This is a genomic window from Belliella baltica DSM 15883, from assembly GCF_000265405.1.
GTDB classification, from domain to species: Bacteria; Bacteroidota; Bacteroidia; order Cytophagales; family Cyclobacteriaceae; genus Belliella; species Belliella baltica.
Map to the genome: position 1 here is coordinate 19195 of NC_018010.1, position 24692 is coordinate 43886.

Annotated in this window: 26 protein-coding genes; 7 read left to right on the forward strand and 19 right to left on the reverse strand. The window is 36.3% G+C overall.

The features are described from left to right. Positions 1-36: 36 nt before the first annotated feature. From BELBA_RS00100 to rpsT, 8 genes are all read right to left on the reverse strand, one after another. Entirely contained in the window at positions 37-816 is a 780-nt protein-coding gene (locus tag BELBA_RS00100; RefSeq protein WP_014770710.1) for a zinc-dependent peptidase, read from the reverse strand. Between the two features lie 155 nt (positions 817-971). Continuing rightward, positions 972-2537, reverse strand: a complete 1566-nt coding sequence (gene rny, locus BELBA_RS00105) for a ribonuclease Y (RefSeq protein WP_014770711.1) — start codon at positions 2535-2537, stop codon at positions 972-974. A gap of 65 nt (positions 2538-2602) precedes the next feature. Further along, positions 2603-2887 (reverse strand): cell division protein ZapA, encoded by a 285-nt coding sequence (locus BELBA_RS00110; RefSeq protein ID WP_014770712.1) that lies wholly within the window; start codon positions 2885-2887, stop codon positions 2603-2605. A gap of 1 nt (position 2888) precedes the next feature. After that, positions 2889-3173, reverse strand: a complete 285-nt coding sequence (locus tag BELBA_RS00115) for a hypothetical protein (protein ID WP_014770713.1) — start codon at positions 3171-3173, stop codon at positions 2889-2891. A 3-nt stretch (positions 3174-3176) separates the two neighbouring features. Continuing rightward, a complete protein-coding gene (pheT, locus tag BELBA_RS00120; RefSeq protein WP_014770714.1) occupies positions 3177-5588 on the reverse strand; it encodes a phenylalanine--tRNA ligase subunit beta in 2412 nt (803 codons plus the stop codon). Positions 5589-5701: 113 nt separating this feature from the next. Beyond that, positions 5702-6322: a DUF1684 domain-containing protein gene (locus tag BELBA_RS00125; protein ID WP_014770715.1), complete on the reverse strand. Its 621-nt coding sequence runs from the start codon at positions 6320-6322 to the stop codon at positions 5702-5704. Between the two features lie 3 nt (positions 6323-6325). Then, the gene (gene radC / locus BELBA_RS00130) at positions 6326-7021 is read right to left on the reverse strand and encodes a RadC family protein (RefSeq protein ID WP_014770716.1); all 696 of its coding nucleotides are present in this window, start codon (positions 7019-7021) and stop codon (positions 6326-6328) included. Positions 7022-7138: 117 nt separating this feature from the next. Beyond that, on the reverse strand, positions 7139-7393 hold the full coding sequence (rpsT, locus tag BELBA_RS00135) for a 30S ribosomal protein S20 (RefSeq protein ID WP_014770717.1): 255 nt from the start codon (positions 7391-7393) through the stop codon (positions 7139-7141). A gap of 210 nt (positions 7394-7603) precedes the next feature. On the opposite strand from rpsT, the gene BELBA_RS00140 reads away from it, so the two are divergent. Then, positions 7604-8623, forward strand: coding sequence for a zinc dependent phospholipase C family protein (locus tag BELBA_RS00140; protein WP_014770718.1), 1020 nt, complete (start codon positions 7604-7606; stop codon positions 8621-8623). 147 nt (positions 8624-8770) lie between these two features. Here the strand turns inward: BELBA_RS00140 and BELBA_RS00145 are convergent, their stop codons facing one another. The 4 genes from BELBA_RS00145 to ettA all read right to left on the reverse strand — a co-directional run bounded on the left by BELBA_RS00145 (position 8771) and on the right by ettA (position 12559). Continuing rightward, complete coding sequence (locus BELBA_RS00145) at positions 8771-8998, reverse strand: hypothetical protein (RefSeq protein ID WP_014770719.1); 228 nt, start codon at positions 8996-8998, stop codon at positions 8771-8773. 63 nt (positions 8999-9061) lie between these two features. Continuing rightward, entirely contained in the window at positions 9062-10366 is a 1305-nt protein-coding gene (locus tag BELBA_RS00150; RefSeq protein WP_014770720.1) for a pyridoxal phosphate-dependent aminotransferase, read from the reverse strand. 124 nt (positions 10367-10490) lie between these two features. Then, positions 10491-10691: a hypothetical protein gene (locus tag BELBA_RS00155; RefSeq protein WP_014770721.1), complete on the reverse strand. Its 201-nt coding sequence runs from the start codon at positions 10689-10691 to the stop codon at positions 10491-10493. 188 nt (positions 10692-10879) lie between these two features. After that, a complete protein-coding gene (gene ettA / locus BELBA_RS00160) occupies positions 10880-12559 on the reverse strand; it encodes an energy-dependent translational throttle protein EttA (RefSeq protein WP_014770722.1) in 1680 nt (559 codons plus the stop codon). Between the two features lie 131 nt (positions 12560-12690). Between ettA and BELBA_RS00165 the strand changes: the two genes are divergently transcribed. Continuing rightward, positions 12691-13941, forward strand: coding sequence for a DUF349 domain-containing protein (locus BELBA_RS00165; RefSeq protein WP_014770723.1), 1251 nt, complete (start codon positions 12691-12693; stop codon positions 13939-13941). Positions 13942-14016: 75 nt separating this feature from the next. Further along, positions 14017-14238 carry a DUF2795 domain-containing protein gene (locus BELBA_RS00170; protein ID WP_008625540.1) on the forward strand — a complete coding sequence of 74 codons (222 nt, stop codon included), beginning with the start codon at positions 14017-14019 and terminating at the stop codon, positions 14236-14238. A gap of 29 nt (positions 14239-14267) precedes the next feature. Here the strand turns inward: BELBA_RS00170 and BELBA_RS00175 are convergent, their stop codons facing one another. The 5 genes from BELBA_RS00175 to queA form a co-directional block, all read right to left on the reverse strand. Beyond that, entirely contained in the window at positions 14268-15002 is a 735-nt protein-coding gene (locus BELBA_RS00175) for a LytR/AlgR family response regulator transcription factor (protein WP_014770724.1), read from the reverse strand. Beyond that, positions 14980-16038: a sensor histidine kinase gene (locus BELBA_RS00180; RefSeq protein ID WP_014770725.1), complete on the reverse strand. Its 1059-nt coding sequence runs from the start codon at positions 16036-16038 to the stop codon at positions 14980-14982. Before BELBA_RS00180 ends, BELBA_RS00175 begins: the two co-directional genes overlap by 23 nt. 14 nt (positions 16039-16052) lie before the next feature. Then, complete coding sequence (locus BELBA_RS00185) at positions 16053-16844, reverse strand: LiaF transmembrane domain-containing protein (RefSeq protein ID WP_014770726.1); 792 nt, start codon at positions 16842-16844, stop codon at positions 16053-16055. A 136-nt stretch (positions 16845-16980) separates the two neighbouring features. Then, positions 16981-17649, reverse strand: a complete 669-nt coding sequence (locus BELBA_RS00190) for a 2-C-methyl-D-erythritol 4-phosphate cytidylyltransferase (RefSeq protein ID WP_041779157.1) — start codon at positions 17647-17649, stop codon at positions 16981-16983. 81 nt (positions 17650-17730) lie between these two features. Further along, the gene (gene queA, locus BELBA_RS00195) at positions 17731-18780 is read right to left on the reverse strand and encodes a tRNA preQ1(34) S-adenosylmethionine ribosyltransferase-isomerase QueA (protein WP_014770728.1); all 1050 of its coding nucleotides are present in this window, start codon (positions 18778-18780) and stop codon (positions 17731-17733) included. Positions 18781-18903: 123 nt separating this feature from the next. Here queA and BELBA_RS00200 point away from each other — a divergent pair, with 123 nt between their 5' ends. Then, on the forward strand, positions 18904-20154 hold the full coding sequence (locus tag BELBA_RS00200) for an ABC transporter permease (RefSeq protein ID WP_014770729.1): 1251 nt from the start codon (positions 18904-18906) through the stop codon (positions 20152-20154). 33 nt (positions 20155-20187) lie between these two features. On the opposite strand, the gene BELBA_RS00205 is transcribed toward BELBA_RS00200, so the two are convergent. Continuing rightward, positions 20188-20601 (reverse strand): hypothetical protein, encoded by a 414-nt coding sequence (locus tag BELBA_RS00205; RefSeq protein ID WP_041779158.1) that lies wholly within the window; start codon positions 20599-20601, stop codon positions 20188-20190. Positions 20602-20770: 169 nt separating this feature from the next. Further along, a complete protein-coding gene (gene recA, locus BELBA_RS00210) occupies positions 20771-21802 on the reverse strand; it encodes a recombinase RecA (RefSeq protein WP_014770731.1) in 1032 nt (343 codons plus the stop codon). Between the two features lie 187 nt (positions 21803-21989). Between recA and BELBA_RS00215 the strand changes: the two genes are divergently transcribed. The 3 genes from BELBA_RS00215 (at position 21990) to BELBA_RS00225 (ending at position 24667) form a co-directional block, all read left to right on the forward strand. Beyond that, a complete protein-coding gene (locus tag BELBA_RS00215; RefSeq protein ID WP_014770732.1) occupies positions 21990-22781 on the forward strand; it encodes a DUF3108 domain-containing protein in 792 nt (263 codons plus the stop codon). A 148-nt stretch (positions 22782-22929) separates the two neighbouring features. Beyond that, positions 22930-23619, forward strand: coding sequence for a response regulator transcription factor (locus BELBA_RS00220; RefSeq protein WP_014770733.1), 690 nt, complete (start codon positions 22930-22932; stop codon positions 23617-23619). 10 nt (positions 23620-23629) lie between these two features. Continuing rightward, complete coding sequence (locus BELBA_RS00225) at positions 23630-24667, forward strand: sensor histidine kinase (RefSeq protein ID WP_014770734.1); 1038 nt, start codon at positions 23630-23632, stop codon at positions 24665-24667. Positions 24668-24692: the final 25 nt, after the last annotated feature.

The window sequence follows — 24692 nt, forward strand, 5'->3', positions numbered from 1 at the left end:
CAAAAAGATGGCAATACCGTTTGTAAACAAACTGGGTTAAACTTCTCGAGCCAGAACCAGTGGATCTTGATTGAGCAAATAAACCAAAGATTGATAGAGTCTTTGATTGTAGCTTTTGAGTTCGACTGACCTTTCGAAAAATACTTCCAATGCAACTGCAAAAAACTCGTGTTGATTATTGGCTGCAGAGGAGCGGAAAATAGTCTCTTCTCCATTTAGGATTTTGTCTATTTCCATAGCTGCATTTTCAGCGTATCGTCCCCAAAGTGTTGGATTGAAGAAATTACTCTCACTATTATAATGAATTTGATTTTCGAGCTTCATCGCGTGGGCGATTTCATGAATCCCTAGATTTATCCCATCCTGCAGATCAATAAATCCTCTTACAAAATTCTCCCAAGACAATACAATGATTCCCAACTTTGGATTGACTTCTCCTTGATGAAATTGCTGATTGATCGTCGAATAATAGGAATCAGGATAAATTAGTATTTTTTTGAAATGCTTTAAAGTCACTCCCGGAAACCCAAATGTAACCATCACTGCTGTGGCTGAGATCAATAGCTTCATTTCTTGAGTAACCATCGTCATTTCCCCTCTTGGTACAAAATTCTTTTCAGCAATGAACCACTCTACCTTTTCTATAAACTCTTGTTTGTGGCTTGCATTCAATTTTGCATAGTAGGGAAGGAGATTTTTTAAGATATTTTTATCTTGTTCAGATAATTTTTTCTTAGCTAATCGAACCTTTAGATTTTTGTAAGAAGAATAAAAAACCTCTCCTATGCTAAAGAAAATGTGATGAAAGAAGAACATTAAAAAGGTGGTTGATGAAAATGGAGATTTTAAATTTTCACTAAAATAGGAAAAGAACCTGAACTAAAAAAGGTGTAGAATCTCCCCTACACCTTTTTTAGTTTTATGCTTCAAGCAACTCGGTAATCTAATTGCTTAAATTCATTTATCTGCTCTTACTTAGCGTAACTCACAGATCTCATTTCTCTGATTACAGTGATTTTGATTTGACCAGGATACTGCATTTCTTTTTCGATTTTCTGAGAGATATCAAAAGAAAGCTGACTTGCTGTCTGATCACTTACATTATCAGCATCTACGATAACACGAAGTTCACGTCCTGCTTGCATAGCAAAACATTTATTTACTCCATCAAAGCTGAGTGCTAAATCTTCGAGATCTTTCAATCTCTTGATGTAGCTATCCATGATTTCTCTTCTTGCTCCCGGTCTAGAGCCCGAGATCGCATCAGATGCCTGTACGATTGGAGAAATCATCGAAGTCATTTCTATCTCATCATGGTGAGCTCCGATAGCATTACATACTTCTGGGTGTTCCTTGTATTTTTTGGCAAGCTCCATTCCCAAGATTGCGTGAGGCAATTCTGCTTCCTCAGGATAAACTTTACCAATATCGTGAAGCAAACCTGCTCTTTTGGCCATCTTAGCATTCAAGCCCATTTCAGCTGCCATGGTAGCACAAAGCTTGGCTACTTCTTTGGAATGTTGAAGTAAGTTTTGACCGTAAGAAGAACGGAACCTCATTCTTCCCACCATTCTGATCAACTCAGGATGAAGGCCATGAATTCCAAGTTCTATACAAGTTCTCTCTCCTATTTCTACGATTTCCTCGTCTATGTTTTTTTCTGTCTTTGCAACTACCTCTTCGATTCTTGCTGGGTGGATTCTACCATCCTGCACTAATCTATGAAGCGATAACCTCGCAACTTCTCTTCTTACCGGATCAAAACCTGAGATAATAATCGCTTCAGGCGTATCATCTACTACAATTTCAACTCCAGTAGCAGCTTCTAACGCTCTGATATTTCTACCTTCTCTACCGATGATTTTACCTTTGATATCATCACTTTCGATATTGAATACAGACACACAATTTTCAATAGCATGCTCTGTGGCTGTTCGCTGAATGGTATCCAACACGATCTTTTTGGCCTGCTTAGTTGCGGATAATTTTGCTTGATCAAGAATATCTTTGATGTGTGAAGAAGCTTTTGTATTAGCTTCATCTTTCAGCATTTCTACCAATTGCTCTCTAGCTTCTTCTTTGGTTAGATTTGCGATTTTTTCTAAATCAGCAATTCTCTGATTGGTGACCCTGTCGAGCTCATCTTTCTTCACTTGAACAGCATGCATCTGAGCACTTAGATTTTCCTTCTTACTATCAAGCTCTGCTTCTTTACGCTTGATTTGCTCTAGCTCCTTTGAAAGTACTTGTTCTTTTTGTTTTAGCTTATTTTCATTGGTGATGATAATTGCTTTTTTCTTGTTAGCCTCTTCTTCAAATTCAGATTTTAGCTTCAAGTACTTCTCTTTGGCTTCAAGAATCCTGTCTTTTTTCAAAGATTCTGCGTTCATCTCTGCTTCACGCAAGATGATTTTAGCTTTTTCTTTAGCTTCTTCCTCGATTTTCTTATTATTTCCTTTCAGAAAAAAGCCTACAAGTAAGGCTCCTATTCCAAGTCCCACTAGACCTGAAATGATGATGTATAATGATTCTCCCATAGGTTATTTTTATAAGAATACCTTCTAGGAAAGCAAAAAGTGCCTTTTTGAGTTTATGGTTCCAATTATAAAAGATCTGTTAACTGACGGTTTACTTTGGCAATAGTTGCCTTTATCATTTCGCTGTCATCAGAGTTGACCTTGTCTTGTTCCATGGATTCCACCATGCAGTCAAATGCTGCCATAGCCAATAAATCCTGTTTGTCATCCAAGCCAAATTCTTCTCTATATCTTTTGATTTTATCATTAATCAATTTTCCTGCATGTCTGATTTTCGCCTCATCCTCCACTTTTACCTTCATCGGGTATTCGCGATCTCCGATTTTAATTTTCACAGAAAGTGTTTCCATATCATTCAGACAAATAGGCAATTATATTATCGATTTCCTGTATATAATTATTGATCCTTTCTCTCAACTCGGCAGACTCAATGTTTTCCACTGGTATGCTGTTTACAAGTTTAGTAATTTTAATTTGATTTTTAAAATCCTCCAACGCAGCATCTTTCTCTTTGATGCTGGATCTCAAGAAATCTACCTCATGTTTGAGCATCAGGTTTTGCTCTTCTATCTGCTCTAGCTTTTTACTAACCTGCGCAGCAAGTTTCTCTAGTCGTTGGAGTTCTTCGTGAATCATTTTTTATTTTCGAATAAAAGCACCAGTCTCATTCTCAAAGCTTTGAATCAGTCGGCTCATGGTCTTATCAATAATTTTATCTGTCAATGTGTTCTCCAAATCCTGCAAATAAAAACTCAAAGCATAAGCTTTTTTGCCTGCTTCAATCTTATTTCCTTGGTAAACATCAAACACACCAACGCGCTGCAATAACTTTCCACCAGCCTTTAAAGCTACTTTTTTTACTTCATCAAAAGTAACTTTTTTATCAATCACCAAAGACAAATCCCTTCTTACCTCCGGAAATTTGGAGATTTCTTGATATTTCTTCAAGCCTTTTGACTTTTTGCAAAGCAAATCCCAATTGAGTTCGGTAAATAAAACGGGCTGCTTCACTTCCGCTAATTTGCTGACCGATGTATCCAACATCCCAACAGTTCCCAATATTTTGGTTCCTAAATTAAGCTGTAAAGCGTAATCAAACGGGGCACTATGAACAATTTCTACAGTGGCATTGTCGATATTAAGTTTTTCTAAAATCAGCTCTACTACAGCAAATAGATCTGGGAATTGAACGTCTTTGGACGGCTCTAACCAGCTCTCCGCAGTTTTTTCACCTGTCAAGAAAAGTGAAAGTCTCTTTTCTTCTCTATAGCCTTCTACTTGTTTGAAGTAAACGGATCCAAATTCGAATAATTTCAAATCCTTTTGCCTTCTGTTGATATTGTGTGCCAAAACTTCCAAACCTGTGAAAAGAAGACTTTGTCTCATCACACCCAAATCCTCACTCAGCTTGTTGAGAATAACAACATTGTCTTCCGATTTTAGATGCGCAGATTTCTCTACATAGGTAGGTTTGGTCAATGAATTGGTGATAATCTCAAAGTAACCAAGACCAGAAAGTACTTCACTCAATCTGTATTGCAACTTGTTCAAGTCTTTGACTGGATGCTCTGCCAGAAAATCTGCATTTAGATTCTCTGATAAGGCTACATTTTCGAAACCATAAATTCTCAATATCTCCTCGATCACATCAGACTCTCTGGTCACATCAACTCTATAAGGCTTCACAATCGCTGTAAATCCATCTTCCTTTTCGTTAATCACATCTATCTCCAGCCCTTTTAAGATGGATTTAACCTGATCTTTTGGAATATGCTTTCCTATCAATCTATCCACATGTTTGTACAACACATCGATCTCAAAGTCTGCAACTGGATTCGGATAAATGTCAATGATCTCAGATGAAATTTCTCCTCCAGCTAATTCCTGAATCAGAAGCGCTGCTCTTTTTAATGCATAAATCGGCATATTGGGATCAGTCCCTCTTTCAAATCTGAAGGAAGCATCTGTTTTGAGTCCGTGGAATTGACTTCCTTTTCTGATGATATCTGGTGAGAAATAAGCACTTTCTAAGAAAATCTTTGTCGTAGTATCTGAAACACCAGAGCCTTTTCCTCCAAAAATACCTGCTATACAAAGCCCTCCATTTTCATCACAAATCATCAATTCTTCGCCAGAAAGTTTTCTTTCCTTGTCATCAAGTGTGATGAATTTTGAGTCTTTAGCCAATTTCTTGACATGAATCTTTCCTCCACTAATCTGCTCTGCATCAAAAGCATGAAGCGGCTGACCCAAATCATGAAGAATGAAATTAGTGATGTCAACAATATTATTGATTGGCTCTAAATCAAGCGCTTTCAGATAGTTTTGAAGCCAAGCTGGAGATGGTCCAACTTTAATATTAGAAATTGTCAATCCTGAGTATCTGGGACAATCTTCAGCGTTCTCTACTGATACAGGTATAGATAACTGGGTATGATCTACTTTAAATCTATCAACTGAAGGAAGACAAATTTCCTTGTTCAGAAGTGCTCTTAGGTCGCGCGCTACACCCAGATGTGATGCAGCGTCAGCTCTATTTGGCGTTAACCCAATTTCCAAAACATCACTCTTCTCAACTTTAAAATAGTCAGCAGCTGAAGACCCATTGGGTAAGTCTGTGTCCAAAACCATGATTCCTGCATGACTTTCTCCAAAACCAATTTCATCTTCGGCACAAATCATTCCTTTAGACACTTCACCTCTAATTTTTGCTTTTTTGATTTGAAAAGGTTCTCCAGAACTTGGATACAACATACAACCTTCGGTGGCTACTACCACTTTTTGTCCAGCCGCTACATTTGGCGCTCCGCAGACAATTGGCACCACTTCGGTACCTATATCCACTGTAGTAACACTCAACTTATCCGCATTTGGATGTCTTTCGCAAGTTAGAACTTCTCCGATAACAATCCCTTCCAAGCCCCCTTTGATCGATTCAAAACGCTCAATTCCTTCTACTTCAAGACCTGAACCGGTCAGCAGCGAAGCGATTTCCTCAGAAGATTGATCAAGCAGTATAAAATCTTTCAGTCTATTTATAGAAATTTTCATGAATTCAAGTTATTTCAGAATAAGGCACAAATTTAAGAGAATTGGAATAGGCAGGAAGGCAATAGAAGCTATTTTTTTACTTTTCTTTATATTTATAGGAAGGTTTGTAAAACTTACTCCTTTTTATAATCTTTTTCACCTGCAAGAATTCCTAGTTCCATCAAATTCTCTCTGGGAGGAAGAGGACATGCAAAATCAGGGTTGTAGGCGCAATAAGGGTTGTAAGCTAAATTGAAATCTATGGAAACACTATTTTTCCCATCTTGTCTCAGATTAAGGTAGCGACCTCCACCATAAGTATCTAATCCACTTGTGGAATCTGCAAAAGCTAAAAAGAAATTGCGTTTATCGATTTCATTGATGCTCTGCAGCAAAAGTAATTTTTGCGGAACACCTTTCAAATCAAATTCAGCATAGGAGTGTTTGATGTATTTCTCCTCAGATCCGTCAGTCATTGGAATGGTGATAACCTTTCGGTCTTCGGCAGGAACTAACCTCGCTCTGACTTTGAAGGCTGGGTCAATGGGATAAAAACTTAGAGCTCCTAAGTTATTTTTTTGTTCTGTATCCAAAGGTGACTCGGGATTGAATCTTAAAAATTTAAATTGCTTTTCTCGTTCTTTCTCAATGTTTTCGACATAAACTTCAGGGTCATCAGCGTTGGTCAAAGTATAGATAACGGCTGCCAAAACAATTACCGTAACTATAGTCAATAAAATATTTTTTGTACTCATAGTTTATAATATTCCTTCATCTGCGAAGCTAAAATAGCCACAATCTGCGAATATTACATGATCCATAACCATTACATCCAAACTTTCTCCCGCAGCTACCAACTTTTGTGTCAATCTTTTATCTTGTTCTGAAGGTTTTAGGTTTCCAGAAGGATGATTGTGGACCAGAATAATCGAGTTTGCCATAACTTCTAATGCATATTTAAAAATAACCTTAGGGTCAACTACAGTGGCATTAGTCCCTCCTCTGCTGATCAATTGCTTTTTGATCAATTGGTTGTTACGATTTAACATGATGATGTAAAATGACTCAACTGATTCATCCATCAAGTCAGGCTTCATCAGGTCATAAGCCTCTTTGGAGGAATTTATTCTTTGACGTTTTTGAGGGGTTTCATTTTTTCGTCTTCTTCCTAATTCCAAGGCACTGACTATGCTAATTGCCTTTGCTTCACCTATTCCTTTGAATTGCTGCAAATCTTTGATGGACATTCTCGCTAAAGACCCTAGGTCATAATTGACAGATGCTAAGATATATTTCGAAAGATCGACAGCACTCAGCGACCTTGTACCCGAACCAATTAGAATAGCTATTAATTCCGCATCTGATAATGCCGCTCTGCCTTTTAAAAGTAATTTTTCCCTTGGCCTGTCCTCCTCTGCTAAGGCTGATATTTTGATAGATAGATAGTCATCCATAAAAGTTAAAATATTAAAAGTGAGTAAATTGGATGAATTAAAATTAAGGAATTTTGAGAAACAAAAAAAGTCCTGATCGATGAATCAGGACTTTCATATATTTTAAACGCTTAAATTTTAAGCTAAAGAATTGACTAATCTAGTCAATTTTGATTTCTTGTTTGAAGCATTATTCTTGTGAATGATATTCTTCTTAGCCAATTTATCAATCATAGAAGTTACTTTTTTCAAAAGTTCTTGAGCTTCTACTTTGTCTGTAGTCAATTTCAATCTTTTGATAAAAGTCCTAGTTGTCTTGGCCTGATATCTGTTTCTCAGACGTTTGGCTTCGTTTGCACGAATTCTTTTAAGTGCCGATTTGTGATTTGCCATATCTTAATTTACTTAATTTCTTTTAACAATCCCCTTATTCCTAAATGGAGTGCAAAGTTAATGGATTAATTTTTAAACGCAATAGGATTTCTTAACTAAACCTCGTAAAGCTGAGAAATCACGGTTAATTTAATTCTAATACCGCCTTAGAATCACAAATGTAGCATTATTTTTATTATCCGAATTGTGATTTTTTTATTATTTTTAATCATGCAAAAATTTTTAGCATTTATCGCAATCTTTTTATTCTTAAGCACAGACATTGTGGCTTGGGGATTTTTTGCACACAAAAGGATCAATCGCTTGGCGGTTTTCTCACTTCCTCCAGAGATGATCGGGTTTTTCAAATCAAACATCCAATTCATCACCGAAAATGCAGTAAACCCTGACAGAAGACGATATGCAGTAAAGGGTGAGGCTGAAAAGCATTTTTTAGATGCTGATGTATACGGCGATAGTGCGGTTTATTTTTTGCCGAGATATTGGAATCAGGCTGTGGAGAAATTTGGCGAAGAGGAATTAAGAAAACACGGCATCGGCCCTTGGAATGCCTACAATACCAAGAATCAATTGACAGAAGCTTTCAAAAAAAAGGACCAAAAAGCCATTCTAAGACTTGCTGCTGACCTAGGCCATTATATCGGAGACATTAATGTTCCCTTGCACACCACCAAGAATTATAACGGACAACTCACCAATCAATATGGAATCCACGCCTTTTGGGAAAGTAGAGTTCCAGAATTGCTTTCAGACGATTTTGACTTTTTTGTAGGACAAGCTGAATATATTCCCAATACCCAACTTGAAGCTTGGGATGCGATCATCGGCGCACATTTGGCTTTGGATTCTGTGTTAAATTTTGAGAAAATTCTTAGTCAGCGATTTCCTGAGGATAAGAAATTCAGTTTTGAAGAAAGAGGCGGCATCAATACAAGGGTTTATTCGAAGGAGTTCACAAAAGCCTATAATGACATGCTTGCTGGCCAAATAGAGAGGCAAATGAAGCGCTCTATTAAGATGATTGCTGACTTTTGGTACAGCGCTTGGATCGATGCAGGGCAGCCTGTACTCAATGATTTGCTGGACAAGCCTGTGGAAGATTTGGAAGAGAAGTTTGCTCCACCTCCTACTCCACTCAACATTCGAGAGCATGAAGGCATCACCCTCCAAGAATCGCCAGAAGAGCTTAGGAAATCATTTTATAGGGCGATGTGGCGGACTGGGAATTGATAAATGTAAGGATTTAGCTTGCTCGCAAAAAAAGCCAAGGTGTAGAGGGAGCAGAAGAGAAAAAGTAACGAACGAACGTAGTTTTTAAACACTAAAATTAAATAATTTCTTTTAAGCTTTGAAAGGACTGTTCAGTTTAGATAATTTTCATAGACCTAAGCTCTTATCCAGCTTTTCCTCTAACTCTTCCCGAGTAAAAACATTTCCATCATCAATATCTCTTTCAGCTTTTAGAGCTCTTGAGGCTAGTTTTTCTTTAAGAATTGGATCTAATTTGGATTTCGTAAGTAAATTCTTTACCACTTCTAGAACGTGACTATCATTTTCTTTCTCAATTAGAGACCGTATTTCCTCTTTTATATTTATTGAATTCATAACATTTTATTTACTGGTTAATTTCCTTCCTGTCAAAAAAATTGCATTTATGTACTAACAGTCTTATAACCCCAAATAGATCTTAATAGCATCTGCTAGTCTAGTAAATGTATCTTTAAAAGTAGCCTCATCATCTTCCAACAAAGTCACTCTAAACCCTCTCAGATCAGAACAAAAAGAAGATACTGGGACCACGCAGATTCCTGTCGAAGCCAATAAATAATATACAAATCTTTTGTCCATCGGCATATTTTCTTCATGCAGCCAAGACTCCATTAAAGCTTTGATGTCTTTGTTTTCAATTGGCAAAAACTGATTTGGACTGAGATAGCTTTCTTCAAAAACAATAGTATTGTAAAATGCCCCTTGTGTAGGATTAAATTTAATACCAGGAATATCTGAAAGTAACTCTTCCATCAGCTTACTTCTTTGGCCAATTTTGAAGTTTTCAGCTTGACGATATGCCGCATAATCGGGATGCGACATAATTTTAGGAATAGAAAGCTGAGGCAATATAGTTGAGCAAACTTCTATCATTTTAGCATTTTCTAGGGTTTGCACATACTTGCTAAATTCCTTTGAACCATCTCGATTATAAAATTCCATCCATCCACAGCGAGAACCTGGCCAAGGAAATTCTTTGGATATTCCTTTCATGGAAATCGCAGGCAAGTCGCCAACAACTTCAGATAATGCTACAGCTTGGAGGCCATTATATGTGATGTTCTGGTAAATTTCATCCGCAATCAGGAGTAGCTTGAATTCCCTAGCGATTCTGACAAAATCCTCCAAAACTTCTTTGGGGTAGACCATTCCGGTGGGGTTATCGGGATTGATGATGAGTATCCCTACTATACTGGGATTGTACTTGACTTTGTTATAAAGGTCTTCCATATCAGGAAGCCACTGAATATCTGGATCAAGCTTGTAAGTAATCGGTGCAGTATTGGCATGAGCTGCCTCTGCAGAACTATGCGTACTGTAAGCAGGAGAAGGACCGATAATCCTAGCTGTAGGAATTAAAAATTGGTAAAGCTTGGCGATGGCATCACCAAGTCCATTAAAGAAAAGCACATCGTCAGCAGTGATTTGAACACCTTTTTTCTGATTGTTCAAATTTGCCAAAAACTTCCTTGTCTCTAACACTCCCTTAGAATCTGCATAGCCGTAAGTATGGTCTTGACTAACCAATTCAGAGACAATCTCTTTCATCCAAGTTGGGATTCTATTATTCTTTTGAATTGGATCTCCTATATTTTCCCAAGTGATTGTTTGCCCCAAAGCTTCTATTTGCCTTGCCTTTTTGACAATACCCCTGATCTCATAATTCAACTCTTCAGCCCCCGGCCTTAGCAAAATAGTCCTCATATATTTCCTGCTTGGATTTCAGAGTAAAGAAACAAAAAAGAACTTAGTGATTTAAAAAAGTTTTAAAATGATTTTCAAACCTGCTCTAATGAAAAATATTCCTCAAGTGAAATTTCAAAAAAGCTTATAATTTTTGTTTGGACTTGATCTCTTTTTGCTTTTTCCACTCAATACAAAACATATGGAGAAAATTTGCCAGCAATAGAAAGATCAAGGAAACCCAAATCGCCCCTTTGATACTCCCTAGGTATTCAAAACCCAAATAATGCGGTGCTAAAATAGCTGCATGGATAGCAATGGCGATATTTAATATTTTTTTGTTCATCTGATCAATTTTGATTTACTAAAATAAAAAAACCATCCTCAACTCAAAAGTTTAAGGATGGTTTTTAAATGCAATTACCAAATCAAATTATCTGTAACACGCTTTCTTAGCAGTAGCCACTCAATATAATAGGAATACTATATGTGGAGCTGCTATGCATTGTTGACCATGGTCAATTGACAAATTTATTACCTCAAAGGCTTATACTTAATCCTTTTAGGAGTCAAATCCCCGAGGCGTTTTTTCTTGTTCTCTTCATAATCGGAGAAGTTTCCTTCAAACCAATATACCTGAGAATCTCCCTCAAATGCCAAGATATGGGTACAAATCCTATCCAAGAACCATCTATCGTGGGAAATAATTACCGCACATCCACCAAAGTTCTCCAAAGCCTCTTCCAAAGCTCTCAGCGTATTGACATCAAGATCATTGGTAGGCTCATCGAGCAACAAAAGGTTTCCACCTTCTTTGAGTGTCATCGCCAAGTGAACTCTATTCCGCTCTCCACCGGATAGTACGCCTACTTTTTTCTCCTGATCAGAACCAGTGAAATTGAATTTTCCTACATAAGCTCGGGAGTTCATTTCTTTATTTCCAAGTTTAATGATTTCGTTGCCACCAGAAATCGAGTCATAAACCGATTTATTTGGATCCAAAGTATCATGTTCTTGATCTACGTAAGCGAGCTTCACGGTCTCACCTACTTCGAAGTTACCGGCATCCGCTTTTTCTCTCCCAGTGATCAATTTGAAGAGGGTGGATTTGCCAGCACCATTCGGACCGATGATTCCTACAATTCCTCCTTGAGGTAGGTTGAAAGATAAGTCTTCAAATAATAATTTATCCCCAAATGCTTTAGAAACTCCATTGACTTCAATCACTTTGGCCCCTAATCTTGATCCTGGTGGAATATAAAGTTCTAGCTTTGCTTCTTTTTCCTTGCCTTCTTCACTAATCAGTTTATCATAAGCACTTAGACGCGCTTTTCCTTTGGCCTGACGGGCTTTCGGAGTCATTCTGATCCATTCTAATTCTCTCTCGAGCGTTTTCTGCCTTTTGGATTCGGTTTTTTCTTCTTGTTTCAATCTGTTTTGCTTTTGATCTAGCCAAGAGGAATAATTTCCTTTCCAAGGAATCCCCTCTCCCCTATCCAATTCCAAAATCCATCCCGCGACATTATCCAAGAAATACCTATCGTGAGTTACCGCGATGACAGTTCCTTTATATTGTTTGAGGTGTTGCTCAAGCCAAAGAACTGACTCAGCATCGAGGTGGTTGGTAGGTTCATCAAGAAGCAATACATCCGGTTCTTGAAGCAAAAGTCGACAAAGCGCTACTCTCCTTTTTTCACCACCAGAAAGATTGCCGACAATAGCATCACTTGGAGGCAGTCTAAGAGCATCCATAGCTTTCTCCAACATAGTCTCCAACTCCCAAGCATTGGCAGCATCAAGCTTTTGCTGTACATCTCCTTGCTTCTCGATCAACTTATCCATTGCATCTGGATCTTCCATTAAGGCAGGGTCCATAAATTGCTCGTTGATGGCTTCAAATTCTTTCAGCAAAGCGACTGTCTCGGACACTGCTTCCTCCACGATATCTTTCACCGTCTTTTCATGATCTAACTGAGGCTCTTGCTCCAGCATTCCGACGGAATAACCTGGAGACCAAACAACTTCCCCCAAAAACTCTTTATCTATTCCCGCAATAATCTTTAAAAGGGAGCTTTTTCCTGATCCATTGAGACCTAGAACGCCAATTTTAGCTCCGTAAAAAAATGATAGGTAAATATCTTTCAGAACTTTCTTCTGAGGAGGATAAATCTTTGACACCCCCGCCATTGAAAATATGATTTTTTCTCCGCTCATTGTGTAGTTTTTTTATTAAAATGAATAAACTGAAAGACAAAGATGCAAAAAAAGGGCTTTCTTAGGATAAATGGTTTTGAATTAATTAATTTGCAGAAAGCAAGAAAAAATCTACAACCTATTAAATCAAAATGGAACATCCATACGGATACATTAAGGACAAAAAGGTATTTTTAAAGGGATTTTTGAATCAAGCTGATCGTGTGATTGGTGAGGTGAAAGAAGACGAAGCGTCAACCCTTAAGTACTTTGAAGATCGATTTGCTACTATCAAAGAGAAAGTAGAGAATCTAAAGAAAGACATTGAAGAAAATCAGAACAAAGGATCCTTCCTGATGAAGTTGATTCATTTGAGAGATTCACTGATGCAATATGATGCATTGGGTGATTTTGTACCTTTGATCGAAGAACTCAACAAACTGGAAATCTATCTTGAAGAAATCATCCAAAAAAACAGGGAGAGAAATCTAGAAATCAAGAGAGGTTTGATTTTGGAAGCTGAGGATTTGAAAGACAATACAGATTGGAAAGAAACAACTGAAGAATTCAAAAATCTAAAGCTAAGATGGATCAAGACTGGCCCAGTAGAAAAAGAATTTGAAGAAGAAATTGAAAATGCTTTTAACAAAGCTGTTGATACTTTCTTTGATAATAGAAAGGCATTCTTTGAAGAAATGGCTGTTCAGGCTGAGCAAAACATCAAGATCTATGAAGATTTAGTGAGACAAGCGCAGCAAGCTTTCAATAATCCAGATGCAAAAAAAGCTTTTGAAATCAGTAAGAAAATCCAAAAAGAATGGAAGGCGTCTGGAAAAGTCCCAGCTGAAAAAAGACAACCCCTTTGGGATGAATTTTCAAAATTGAACAATCGAATCTTCAGCAGGTTTAAGAGAGAAATGCAGTCTGGCCCTAGATTGAATCCAAGAGAAGTGCTCTTAAAAATGGAATCCCTTGCGGAAGAAATGAAGAAGTTAGCACATCAGGACACCTCTCCAATGACTGTCTCACAAGCAAGAAAACTTCAAAACGAATGGAAACCTTTAAGTCAAACAAGACCAAGGGATGCGAATTTGATCACGAGAAATTTCATTTACTATTCTGAAATCGTTTTTGAAAAATCCTTTTTGAATAAACTTGCTCTATCCAAAAACTCTAATTTCAGAGATCTTTCTGAATCGGAGCAAAATAAAATCAAATCTTCTATCTTAAGAGACTTAATTCACAGAGATGAAAGTGAATTAAAAACAGTAAAAGAGAATGCTGAAAATTTCAAAAGCAACGAACCAGATTTTGAAATCATGCTAAGAAGAAAAATCAGTGCTTTCAGAAGAAAAATAGATGTGAAAAATTTTATATTGAAGGAACTTTCAAACAAATATTGAGTTTAAGATTGAAAATTTAAAACAATTTCTATTTTTGCAACCCGTTAAGGCGGTAAACATTAAAACATTGACACTATGTACTGGACATTAGAACTTGCATCATACCTAGAAGATGCTCCATGGCCTGCAACCAAAGACGAATTAATTGATTATGCGATTCGCTCGGGTGCGCCTTTGGAAGTCGTAGAGAACCTTCAAGAATTGGAGGATGACGGTGAGCCTTACGAGAATATCGAAGAGATTTGGCCGGATTATCCCACAAAAGATGACTTCTTCTTTAATGAAGATGAATACTAAAAAAATTAAGAGCCTGAAAGGCTCTTTTTTTATATCCCTAAGGCTGATTTTAACTTTGGATAGCCGGACTTGCTAACTGGAATTTTTTCTCCTGATTTAAGTATAATCAGAAAACTGTCTTTTTCATACCCTTCAATTTTGGTGATTTCTGTTACTTTCACAATGTAAGACCGGTGAACTCTCACAAAAACATCAGAATTTAAAACTTGCTCGAAAAATTTCATTGTCTTATTCTTCAAAAACTTCCCTTCGTTTGTGTAAATATTTACATAGTCATCATTGGCCTCGAGGTATTTTATTGTTGAAAAAGGAATAATTTTAATATCATTTTTATCCTTAAGCACAATCCTCTCTGAAACGCCAGGAGCTTCCATTTTAGAAAAATTATATTTTCCTAGATCCTTGAGGGTCTCTCCCATTACTAGAAATTTATCAATTGCTTTGGCAAAGCGTTCTTTTGAAAATGGCTTCAACAAATAGTCTATTGCCTGAGCATCAAAAGCTTTCACTGCATATTCGTCATATGCTGTCGTAAAAATCACAGAAGGAGGATTTTCCAATAATTCCAGCATTTCAAGGCCAGTGATTTTTGGCATTTGGATGTCTAAGAAAATCAAATCAGGCTGTAATTCCTTGATCGTCTTCAGCCCATCAAATCCATCATGACAGACAGCTAAAACGTTGGTCTGTTTATAACCCGAAAGGTACTCTAGAATCAACTCTGCTGCTAGCGGTTCATCATCAATGACTACTATATTGATCATAGTTTTGTGGTATTTTAAGTTCAACAACAAAAAGATTTTTAGCTTCCTTTACTTGAAGTAAATCATGCCTCCCGAAAAGCAAAAACAATCTTCGTTTCACTGCTTTCAAACCAAATCCTTCGCCAGAAGCTTGTCCTGCTTCAGGGTCAAAAGGGTTTGAGATATTTATTTTCAGATATTGATCTTCCTTTTCAAAAACTACACTAATCAAAACATCACCTAGCACGCCATAAAGACCATGCTTCACAGCATTTTCAAGAAGTGGTTGGACCAATAGTTGAGGTAAAATAAACTTTTCACACTCTAAATCAATTTTGAAATTTACAGATAAACGATGTCCGAATCTTAATTTTTCAATCCCAACAAACAGCTGCAAATATTCCAATTCTTCTGAAACATTGATCCACCTATTATTTTCCTTCCGAATCGTTTTCCTCAAAAAATCCGATAGTTGCAACACCATCTCTCTTGCTTCCTCTGGCTTTCTTTTGACTAAAGAGCTTATAGAATTCAAGCTATTAAATAAAAAATGAGGTTGTAATTGTTGCCTTAATTGATATAGTTCAGCTTCTCTAGCCAAACGTTCCATCTGATCTGCTCGCTCAAGAGCTTTGATCTGACTTTCCAACTTCGAATGAAATAAAAGCAAAAGTGCATAACTAAGAATGATTAGAAAAATGACAAATACACGTAATAAATAGATCTCTTTAAAAAAGTATAAGTAATTATTATTCTCACTTAAAAATAACACTAAAGTGAATTTTCCCAAAAAGAATACAAGACTAGAAAGTATCAAGGGAAAAGCTAGAAATATCAGAAAGTGTTTCTCCTGAGGTGTAAAGAATCGAAATATATTTTCCAATAAGAAAAAACCTATTAAGATAAAAAAAGTATGACTCCCAACATCAAGCAAAGCATTTAGATAACCTGCATGATAATGATGAACCAAATAAGCCACTCCAATCACCCAAATGAGGATGATCAGAATGGCTTTATACCAGGTTTTATCTTTGAAACTGAGAGCTGAGCTTATCACAATTACAAGTTGGATTAGAAAGATTTAATCTCCAAACCTCCAAGAATTACTGAACCATAAATTTTCAATACTTTCTTTGGGTCTGGAGTCACATGAGAATAAAGACGCTTATCTTCCACACCTGCTAGCACATTAGATACATTGACCTGAACGCTCCAATGAGGAGGCACAATCAGCTTCACACCCCCTAATGCTACTTCTATATTGAGCATTGCGGTTTCAGTCATATCCGCTTGAGAAAGATCAATCTCAGACCCTCCAAGAATAGCAGAAATCTTCCCTCCTTTGAAGTTTTTCGATAAAACTCTACGCTGATCACCAGATAAAAATGCTTGCGATGTAAGAATTTCAGGCTGATCAAACCCAGTATTTGTATTGCTTTCGGAACTTGTCGCATTCTCATCTCCAACAACTTCTGCTTCTTGAGCTGAGTAGCCAAAAGGTTCATTTTTAAAAGATTGATTATAATCAGGGATTTTAACTGATTTTTGATTGAGGATAAAATAAAGACCAACTGCGATCAACCCCCCAGCAAGAAAATACCCTTCAAATCCATCTGGTAAATCAACATGTTTTTTCAACATGAAATAAGAACCAAACAACAAGAAAAAATATCCTGAGCCACTTTTAAATTGTTGACTTACTAAGATTACCAATCCGATTGCGATAAAGATCATCGGCCAGCTCAAAAGCCACAAAGGTAAGAAAAACCCTAATTTCTTCAATAATATGATACCTCCTACCACAACCAAGATAATCCCTAGTGTGTAATTATTACTTTGAGTAGAAAATTTCTGATTTGCCATGATGTATGTGTTTTGATTGTTAATGATGCTCAAAACTAAGAGAGAAAACAAAAATCAAGGAGTCAAATTAGGTGAGAGCAAGTAAATATTCGGTGAACGTGAGAAATTTATCGGCGAATTTTCTTGTGCTATTTTTTTACTTGAACAAGTAAGCTGCATAAGCCATATCTTCTGGAGTAGTAATTTTAATGTTTTCTAAATTCCCTGCAATAAGAGATACTTGCCATCCTTGGTGTTCATAAACTGTTGCATCATCAGTAAAAGTATGCAGCTCCGTCACATCAAAGGCCTTTTTGATTTTTCGTATTTGAAAAGTCTGTGGAGTTTGAACTAAGCGGAAGTATTGTCTTTCCTGATAGACAGATTTGCCATCATCAGTTAATCTTCTAATCGAGTCTTTTAGAGCAACCACGGCAATGGCACTCCCTTTTTCCTTTGCTACTTCAAAGCTTTCTTGAATCACCTCAGGGTTTACAAAAGGCCGAACACCATCATGAATGGCGACAAGTCCTTCATTTTCTGTAATAGAATTCAATCCATTTCTTACAGACTGAAACCTACTATTTCCTCCAGAAACCAGGTTATGGGGTATGAAAAATTTATACTGAACACAGAGGTCTTTCCAAAGTGAAAAATCCTTTTCAGGAATGACAAGAATTAATTCTGCTTTGGGTTCAGCTTCGAAAAATCGCGATAATGTATGCATTAATATGGGTTTGCCACCAATTTCTAAATATTGCTTTGGCATAGGTGCTCCCATTCTTGTTCCACTGCCTCCCGCAACTATAATTGCATACTTTTTCATAATGTTTTTGAGATCTATTTTGAGTAGCAAGTTGGGGAAATTATAAAAATAAAAAAAGGCTCACGAGGAGCCTTTCTGTTATTATAAGATTAACATTGCATCTCCATAAGAGAAGAAGCGATATTTCTCTTTGATTGCTTCTTTATAAGCTTTCATGATCAAATCATAACCACCAAAAGCCGATGCTGTCATCAGCAAAGTTGATTCTGGCAAATGAAAGTTAGTAATAAGTGTATTAGCGATTTTAAAATCATATGGAGGAATGATAAACTTGTCAGTCCATCCGCTGCTAACTTTCAGCCTATTATTAGCTGTCACAGATGACTCTATGGTTTTCAAAACTGTGGTACCAACTGCTACTACTCTTTTTTTATTATCCAAAGATTCATTGACTAGATCAACTGTCTTTTGCGGAATATCATAATTCTCAGAATCCATTTTATGTTTGGTCAAATCCTCAACATCAACCTGACGAAATGTTCCCAAACCTACATGAAGCGTTATTGGAGAAACTTCTACTCCTTTCAATTCCAATCTTCGCAACAAGTGAGGCGTAAAATGCAAGCCTGCTGTTGGAGCAGCTACTGCACCAACATGCTCAGCAAAAATTGTTTGATATCTTTCTCTGTCTTCAGGCTCAACTTTTCTATCAATGAATTCTTTCAAGATAGGCGTTTCTCCTAATGTATCAATGGTTTTGTAGAATTCCTCTTCCGAGCCATCAAACAAAAACCTGATTGTCCTTCCTCTTGAAGTAGTGTTGTCAATAACTTCTGCTACCAAATCACTATCTCCAAAGTATAGCTTATTTCCTACTCGGATTTTTCTAGCTGGATCGACCAACACGTCCCAAAGCTTCAATTCTTGATTCAACTCTCTTAAAAGGAAAACTTCGATTTTGGCACCTGTTTTTTCTTTATTTCCGTAAAGTCTAGCAGGAAAAACTTTGGTATTGTTCATCACAAAAACATCACCTTCACCAAAATAATCGGTAATATCCTTGAAGAGTCGGTGTTCAATTTCACCTGTTTTTCTGTGGACTACCATCAGACGAGATTCATCTCTATTATCTGCTGGATGTAAGGCTATGAGCTTTTTTGGGACTTCGAATTTAAAATCGGATAACTTCATATGGAATGAATGTAGTATGCTTAAGATTAATTTTACAATAGATTGTAAAAAGTGCAAAGATAACAAGAAAAATCACGAAATCTACCTATATTGTCAATTAGTTTTTAACCCTCAATTATTACTGTGAAAGTACTCAAACTCATTTGGGAAAGTGTGAGATTCGCTTTTCAAGCATTAAGAGCCAATTTAACAAGAACGATTTTATCTCTACTAGGCGTGACAGTTGGCATATTTGCAATCATTGCTGTGTTCACTTTAGTGGATTCTTTGGAAAAAAACATTAAGTCTAGTTTAAGCTTCTTAGGAAGCAATGTCATGACCGTTGATAAATTTGACTATTCAGCTGGAGGTGGACCCGATTTTCCATGGTGGGTTTACTTCAGAAGACCAAATAATTCTTATTCAGAATACCTATTCTTAAAGGACAATCTTAGAAATTCAGCAGGAACAACACTTTTTGCAGATGCTAATACAACAGTCCAATTTGGAAATAATAGCTTTAGCGGTAGCAACGTCAAAGGAGTGACTTTTTCTTACAAAGATGTATATGATGTACCGATTGGTGCTGGAAGGTTTTTCACTGAAATTGAAATTTCTGGCGCTCGAAATGTCGTGATTATCGGCACTAAGATCGCTCAGACCCTCTTTCCAAACCAAGATCCACTCGGGAAAGAAATGAAAATCAGAGGTCAAAAATTCTTTGTAATAGGAACATTCGAAGAAGAAGGGGAAGCGCTTTTTGATACTCCCACAAAAGATGAAGCTTGCATGATTCCTTTCGGAGCATTTTCAAAAATATATAATGTGGGAAGATATGGCTTAGGACCAAGTATTGCCATGAAAGGTTTGGATGATGACACTGGAATGATTGCTTTAGAAAATGAAGTCACTGGCTTGTTAAGAGCCAAAAGAGGATTAAAACCAACTCAGGACAGTAATTTTTCACTCAACAAATCTGAGTTTATCATGAATACCATCGGTTCGATTTTCGATGTTATCAGTGGTGCAGGATGGGTAATTGGCGGATTTTCTATCTTAGTTGGAGGCTTTGGAATCGCTAACATCATGTTCGTTTCGGTAAAAGAGAGAACGAATATCATTGGAATTCAAAAATCCCTTGGAGCAAAGAATTATTTCATATTATATCAATTCCTTTTTGAGGCTATGTTCCTCAGTTTGATTGGAGGAATCACTGGAATTATTTTAGTCTACCTAATCACATTTGTTCAACTTGGCTCTTTAGAGTTAACACTGTCCATTAAAAATATCATTCTTGGACTTGGCGTTTCATCAGTAATAGGGATTGTTTCGGGAATAGTACCCGCCACATTGGCAGCAAGACTTGACCCTGTAGAAGCAATTCGATCAGCTTGATTTGAAATTAATCAAGCTGATCGAATCACAGACTTACCAGCCAATATTAAAATTCATATTGTTTAATTGATAGATTGTAAATCCAGTTGAAATACCTAGAATTATTCCCAATGAAATTAAGGGTCGAAATTTAGACACTTTTACTTCTTCCATTCTGCTGTAAGGAATTTCAAACAATCCTAAATTGTTAGATTCCCTATTTACATTGTTGTCAACAATTAATTTAACCAAGATTCCCTCATCATAAACCTCTTTAACTACTACTTTGAATTCTTTCTGATTTTTTGTTAAAATTTGATACTTTTTGTTTTTCTCAAACATTTCTGAGGTGATTTTTTTTTCAAAATCCTTTGATTTGCTTTCTTCAATTTTGGTGAAAGTAAAACAAGAACTAAAGCAAATTAAACATATGCCGAATTCGGTAATTTTTTTTATTAGATTTTTCATAGGTTCTGGGGTCTAATAAGATAATAAATTTAAAAAAATCGCCAAATTATAATCTAATAACCCCCTCTAAAAATTATCCTTAAATATTTAAAAATCAATACTTTAAAATCAATAAAAAAGGGAATTTGATCTAGTCAAACTCCCTTTTTTTTGTGCAGAAAATTAAAATCTATTCTTTCTCAATTTCTACTTTCAAAGCTTCGCCATTTAAACCGGCTCTATCTTTGATTTTCTTTTCTAATTCTTCCATCAACTCCGGATTGTCTAAAAGCAAGGATTTAACTGCATCTCTACCTTGTCCAAGCTTATTTCCTTCGTAAGAGAACCAAGATCCTGCTTTTTTGATGATTTCAAATTCAACTCCAAGGTCGATAATTTCTCCTACTTTAGATATCCCTTGACCATACATGATGTCAAACTCGACCACTTTGAACGGTGGTGCTACTTTGTTTTTCACCACCTTTACTTTAGTTCTGTTTCCAAGAATATTGTCAGCTGATTCTTTGATTTGACCAATCCTCCTAATGTCCAACCTTACCGAAGCATAGAACTTCAAGGCATTACCACCAGTAGTTGTCTCAGGACTACCAAACATAACCCCTATTTTATCTCTAAGCTGATTAATAAATACACAAGCACAGCCAGTTTTATTTATTGCGCCTGTGAGCTTTCTTAATGCTTGAGACATCAATCTAGCTTGTAAACCCATTTTACTATCACCCATATCGCCTTCCAATTCACCTTTTGGCACCAAGGCAGCTACAGAGTCAATTACAATAATATCAATTGCACCAGAGCGAATCAAATGCTCAGCAATCTCCAACGCCTGCTCACCATTGTCAGGCTGAGATATCAATAAATTTTCCGTATCTATACCAAGCTTTTCTGCATAAGCTTTATCAAAAGCATGCTCTGCGTCAATGAACGCAGCCAAACCTCCAGCTTTTTGAGCTTCAGCTATACAATGCATAGTCAATGTGGTTTTACCAGAAGACTCAGGTCCATAAATCTCCGTCACTCTTCCTCTTGGAATTCCACCAATACCTAGTGCCATATCTAAGCCTAATGAACCAGTAGAAATCGCAGGGATATCCTGAACTTTATTATCACTAAGCTTCATCACTGTCCCTTTTCCATAGGTTTTTTCCAATTTATCTATGGTCAATTGAAGTGCTTTAAGTTTTTCTGTATTTGCGCTCATATTTCTTTATTATTAATTATCTAATTTGAATTTGTGAAAATAATAATTGATACTTGGAGATTCAAATGATTGAACACTCTATCGAGGTATTGCGTATGTATTTGCTGCGTAGAAAATCAACTTATATTTTATTCCTCGTAAATATTGGAATAAGATTTGAAAAGATTTATTCTGAAACCTTAAGTTAATGAAAAATCAGCTATTAAAGTCAGTAATTGTCGCAATTTTTTCATGCATAACAGCAATAAGCAGTTTTGCTCAGCAAAAAAATACTGCCTTCAAAAATGGAGAGGAACTTACTTTTAAAGTTAGCTATGGTTTTCTTGATGCCGCTGAAGCCAAGATGAAAATCAATCCTTATGTAAATACAATTAAAAGCCGACCAGTATATCGTATTGATGTAACTGGAGAAACTTTGGGTCTTTTCAAACTTTTTAAAGTAAACGATACATGGGGAAGCTATTTAGATACAGTGAAAATAATTCCTCATCAATCTTACCGATTTATTGAAGAAGGGAAATACAGAAAAAATGAAAGAGTAGTTTTTGACCATGACCAGGGGAAAGCCATGATGCGTCTCTATGATAGAGAGAATAAAAAAATTGTAGAAACTAAAAGTTATGATGTACCAAAAAATGTTCAAGATATAGTTAGCGGATTTTATTATCTAAGAACGATGGACATGAAAAAATTCAAAAAAGGTGACATTATCACGCTAACTGGTTTTTTTGATAAAGAAATATATAACCTAAAATTAATATTCGAGGGAAAAGAAAGGCTTTCCACCCAAGTTGGAGACTTTGAAACATTCGTTTTAACTCCAATTATGCCCTCTAACAAACTTTTCAGAGGAGAGCACCCTGTGACTATATGGGTTTCTGATGATCAGAACAAAATCCCTTTGAAAATAAAAGCTAGGCTTATGGTTGGTGCGCTCAACATGGACATTACTAAAGCCACTGGTTTACGTAATAATTAATTTATCCTGAGATAACATTTTCATAATATTAAAGTCGATTATTAAAAATTTTTATTGTATTTGTGTGAAGCAAATAATTAAAAGTGATTTTATCTTAGGTCTTTTTTTAAATTAGCATCACGATAGCTTAATAAACCTGTTGTCAAAAATGAGCGAAAAACAAAAAGTCAAGGTTTTAGTAGTAGATGACGAGCCAGATATTGTTGAAATTCTTTCTTACAATCTCAATAAAGAGGGTTATGAAGTAGCCTCCGCAGAAGACGGGATTAAAGGCGTAAAACTAGCCGCCAAATTTCAACCAGATGTCATCTTGCTAGATATCATGATGCCGAACCAAGATGGTGTTGAAACTTGTAGGCAAATCAGAGAAAATCCAGATTTAAAAAATACTTTTATTATATTTTTAACTGCTCGCTCGGAAGAATATTCTGAAGTTGCGGCTTTTGATGTAGGGGCAGACGATTATATCACGAAACCTATCAAGCCTAGGGCTTTAATGAGTAGAATTGCTGCGCTTTTCAGAAGAGAATCCAAAAAAGAACAAGAACTCACCCAAATCAAAATCAAGGACCTTACGATTGATAGAACTAGCTACACTATCGACAAAAGCGGTAAAACAATCATCCTTCCAAAAAAAGAATTTGAACTCTTGTATTTCCTTGCAAAAAACCCTAATATGGTATTTAGTAGAGATGAACTTTTACAAAATATTTGGGGAGCAGATGTTTTTGTCTTAGCAAGAACCGTTGATGTCCACATTAGAAAAGTGAGAGAAAAAATTGGTGACGATTACATCACTACTGTAAAAGGAGTAGGATATAAATTCGAACTGAACTGATTTTAAACACATGTTTACCACATCACGGGGTATTTCTCTAATTTTAGCAATAGCTATTTCTGCCCTGACTGTGGCTTTTTTGTTTTTGATGGATGAAGCTACGGCTACTTTATTGTTAGTAGCTGGGGGAATTTCCTTTTCAGTTTCTTATATTTTGATGAACATCACACTGGAATTTTTAATCTTCAAGGAGATAAGTAATATCTACACAGTTTTAGAAAAAATACAAAAAAAAGATCTTTCTACCATCGCAGATAAGTCCACTAAGACTTCAATCTCACCTCTTCGAAAAATCAATAAGACTATCAATTCCTACGCACTTTCAAAAAATAAGGAGATTGAAACCCTACAAAAAAATGCAGAATTTAGACGGGAGTTTATTGCGGATATTTCACACGAACTGAAGACTCCTATTTTTGCCGCACAGGGATTTATTCACACGCTACTTGATGGTGCAGTAGATGATGAAGAAGTTAGATACAAATTTCTCAAGAGAGCGGCCAAAAGTCTAAATTCGCTTGACAAACTTGTTCAAGATCTTTTGACACTAAACCAAATGGAGAGTGGAGTGATTAAATTTCATTTTGAGAAATTTGATCTAAAGGATGTCCTTCTTGAAGTGATAGATGAATTGGAACACAAAGCTGAAAAGAGAGATGTTTTGATCAGGTTTTACTATGACAAAGAAAAGTCTTTCTTAACCAATGCTGATAGAGATAAAATCTTCCGTGTTTGTCAAAACCTTATTTCGAATGCCATCAAGTATAATCATGAAGGTGGAGAAGTGGAGGTTCGCTTAAATTCAAATAAAAACCAACAAACTGTCGATGTGAAAGACAATGGAAAAGGTATCCCTCCTGAGGACTTGAAGCGAATATTTGAAAGATTCTATAGAGTAGACAAAAGCAGATCAAGAGAAAAGGGAGGCACAGGACTTGGATTGGCTATCGTAAAACACATCTTAGAAGCTCATAAGAGCAAAATTTCTGTAAGCAGCACATTAGGAAAAGGTTCTGTATTTAGTTTTTCACTAGCAGCTGAGAAGTAATTTTTTTTCTAAAACCTTCCTTAGT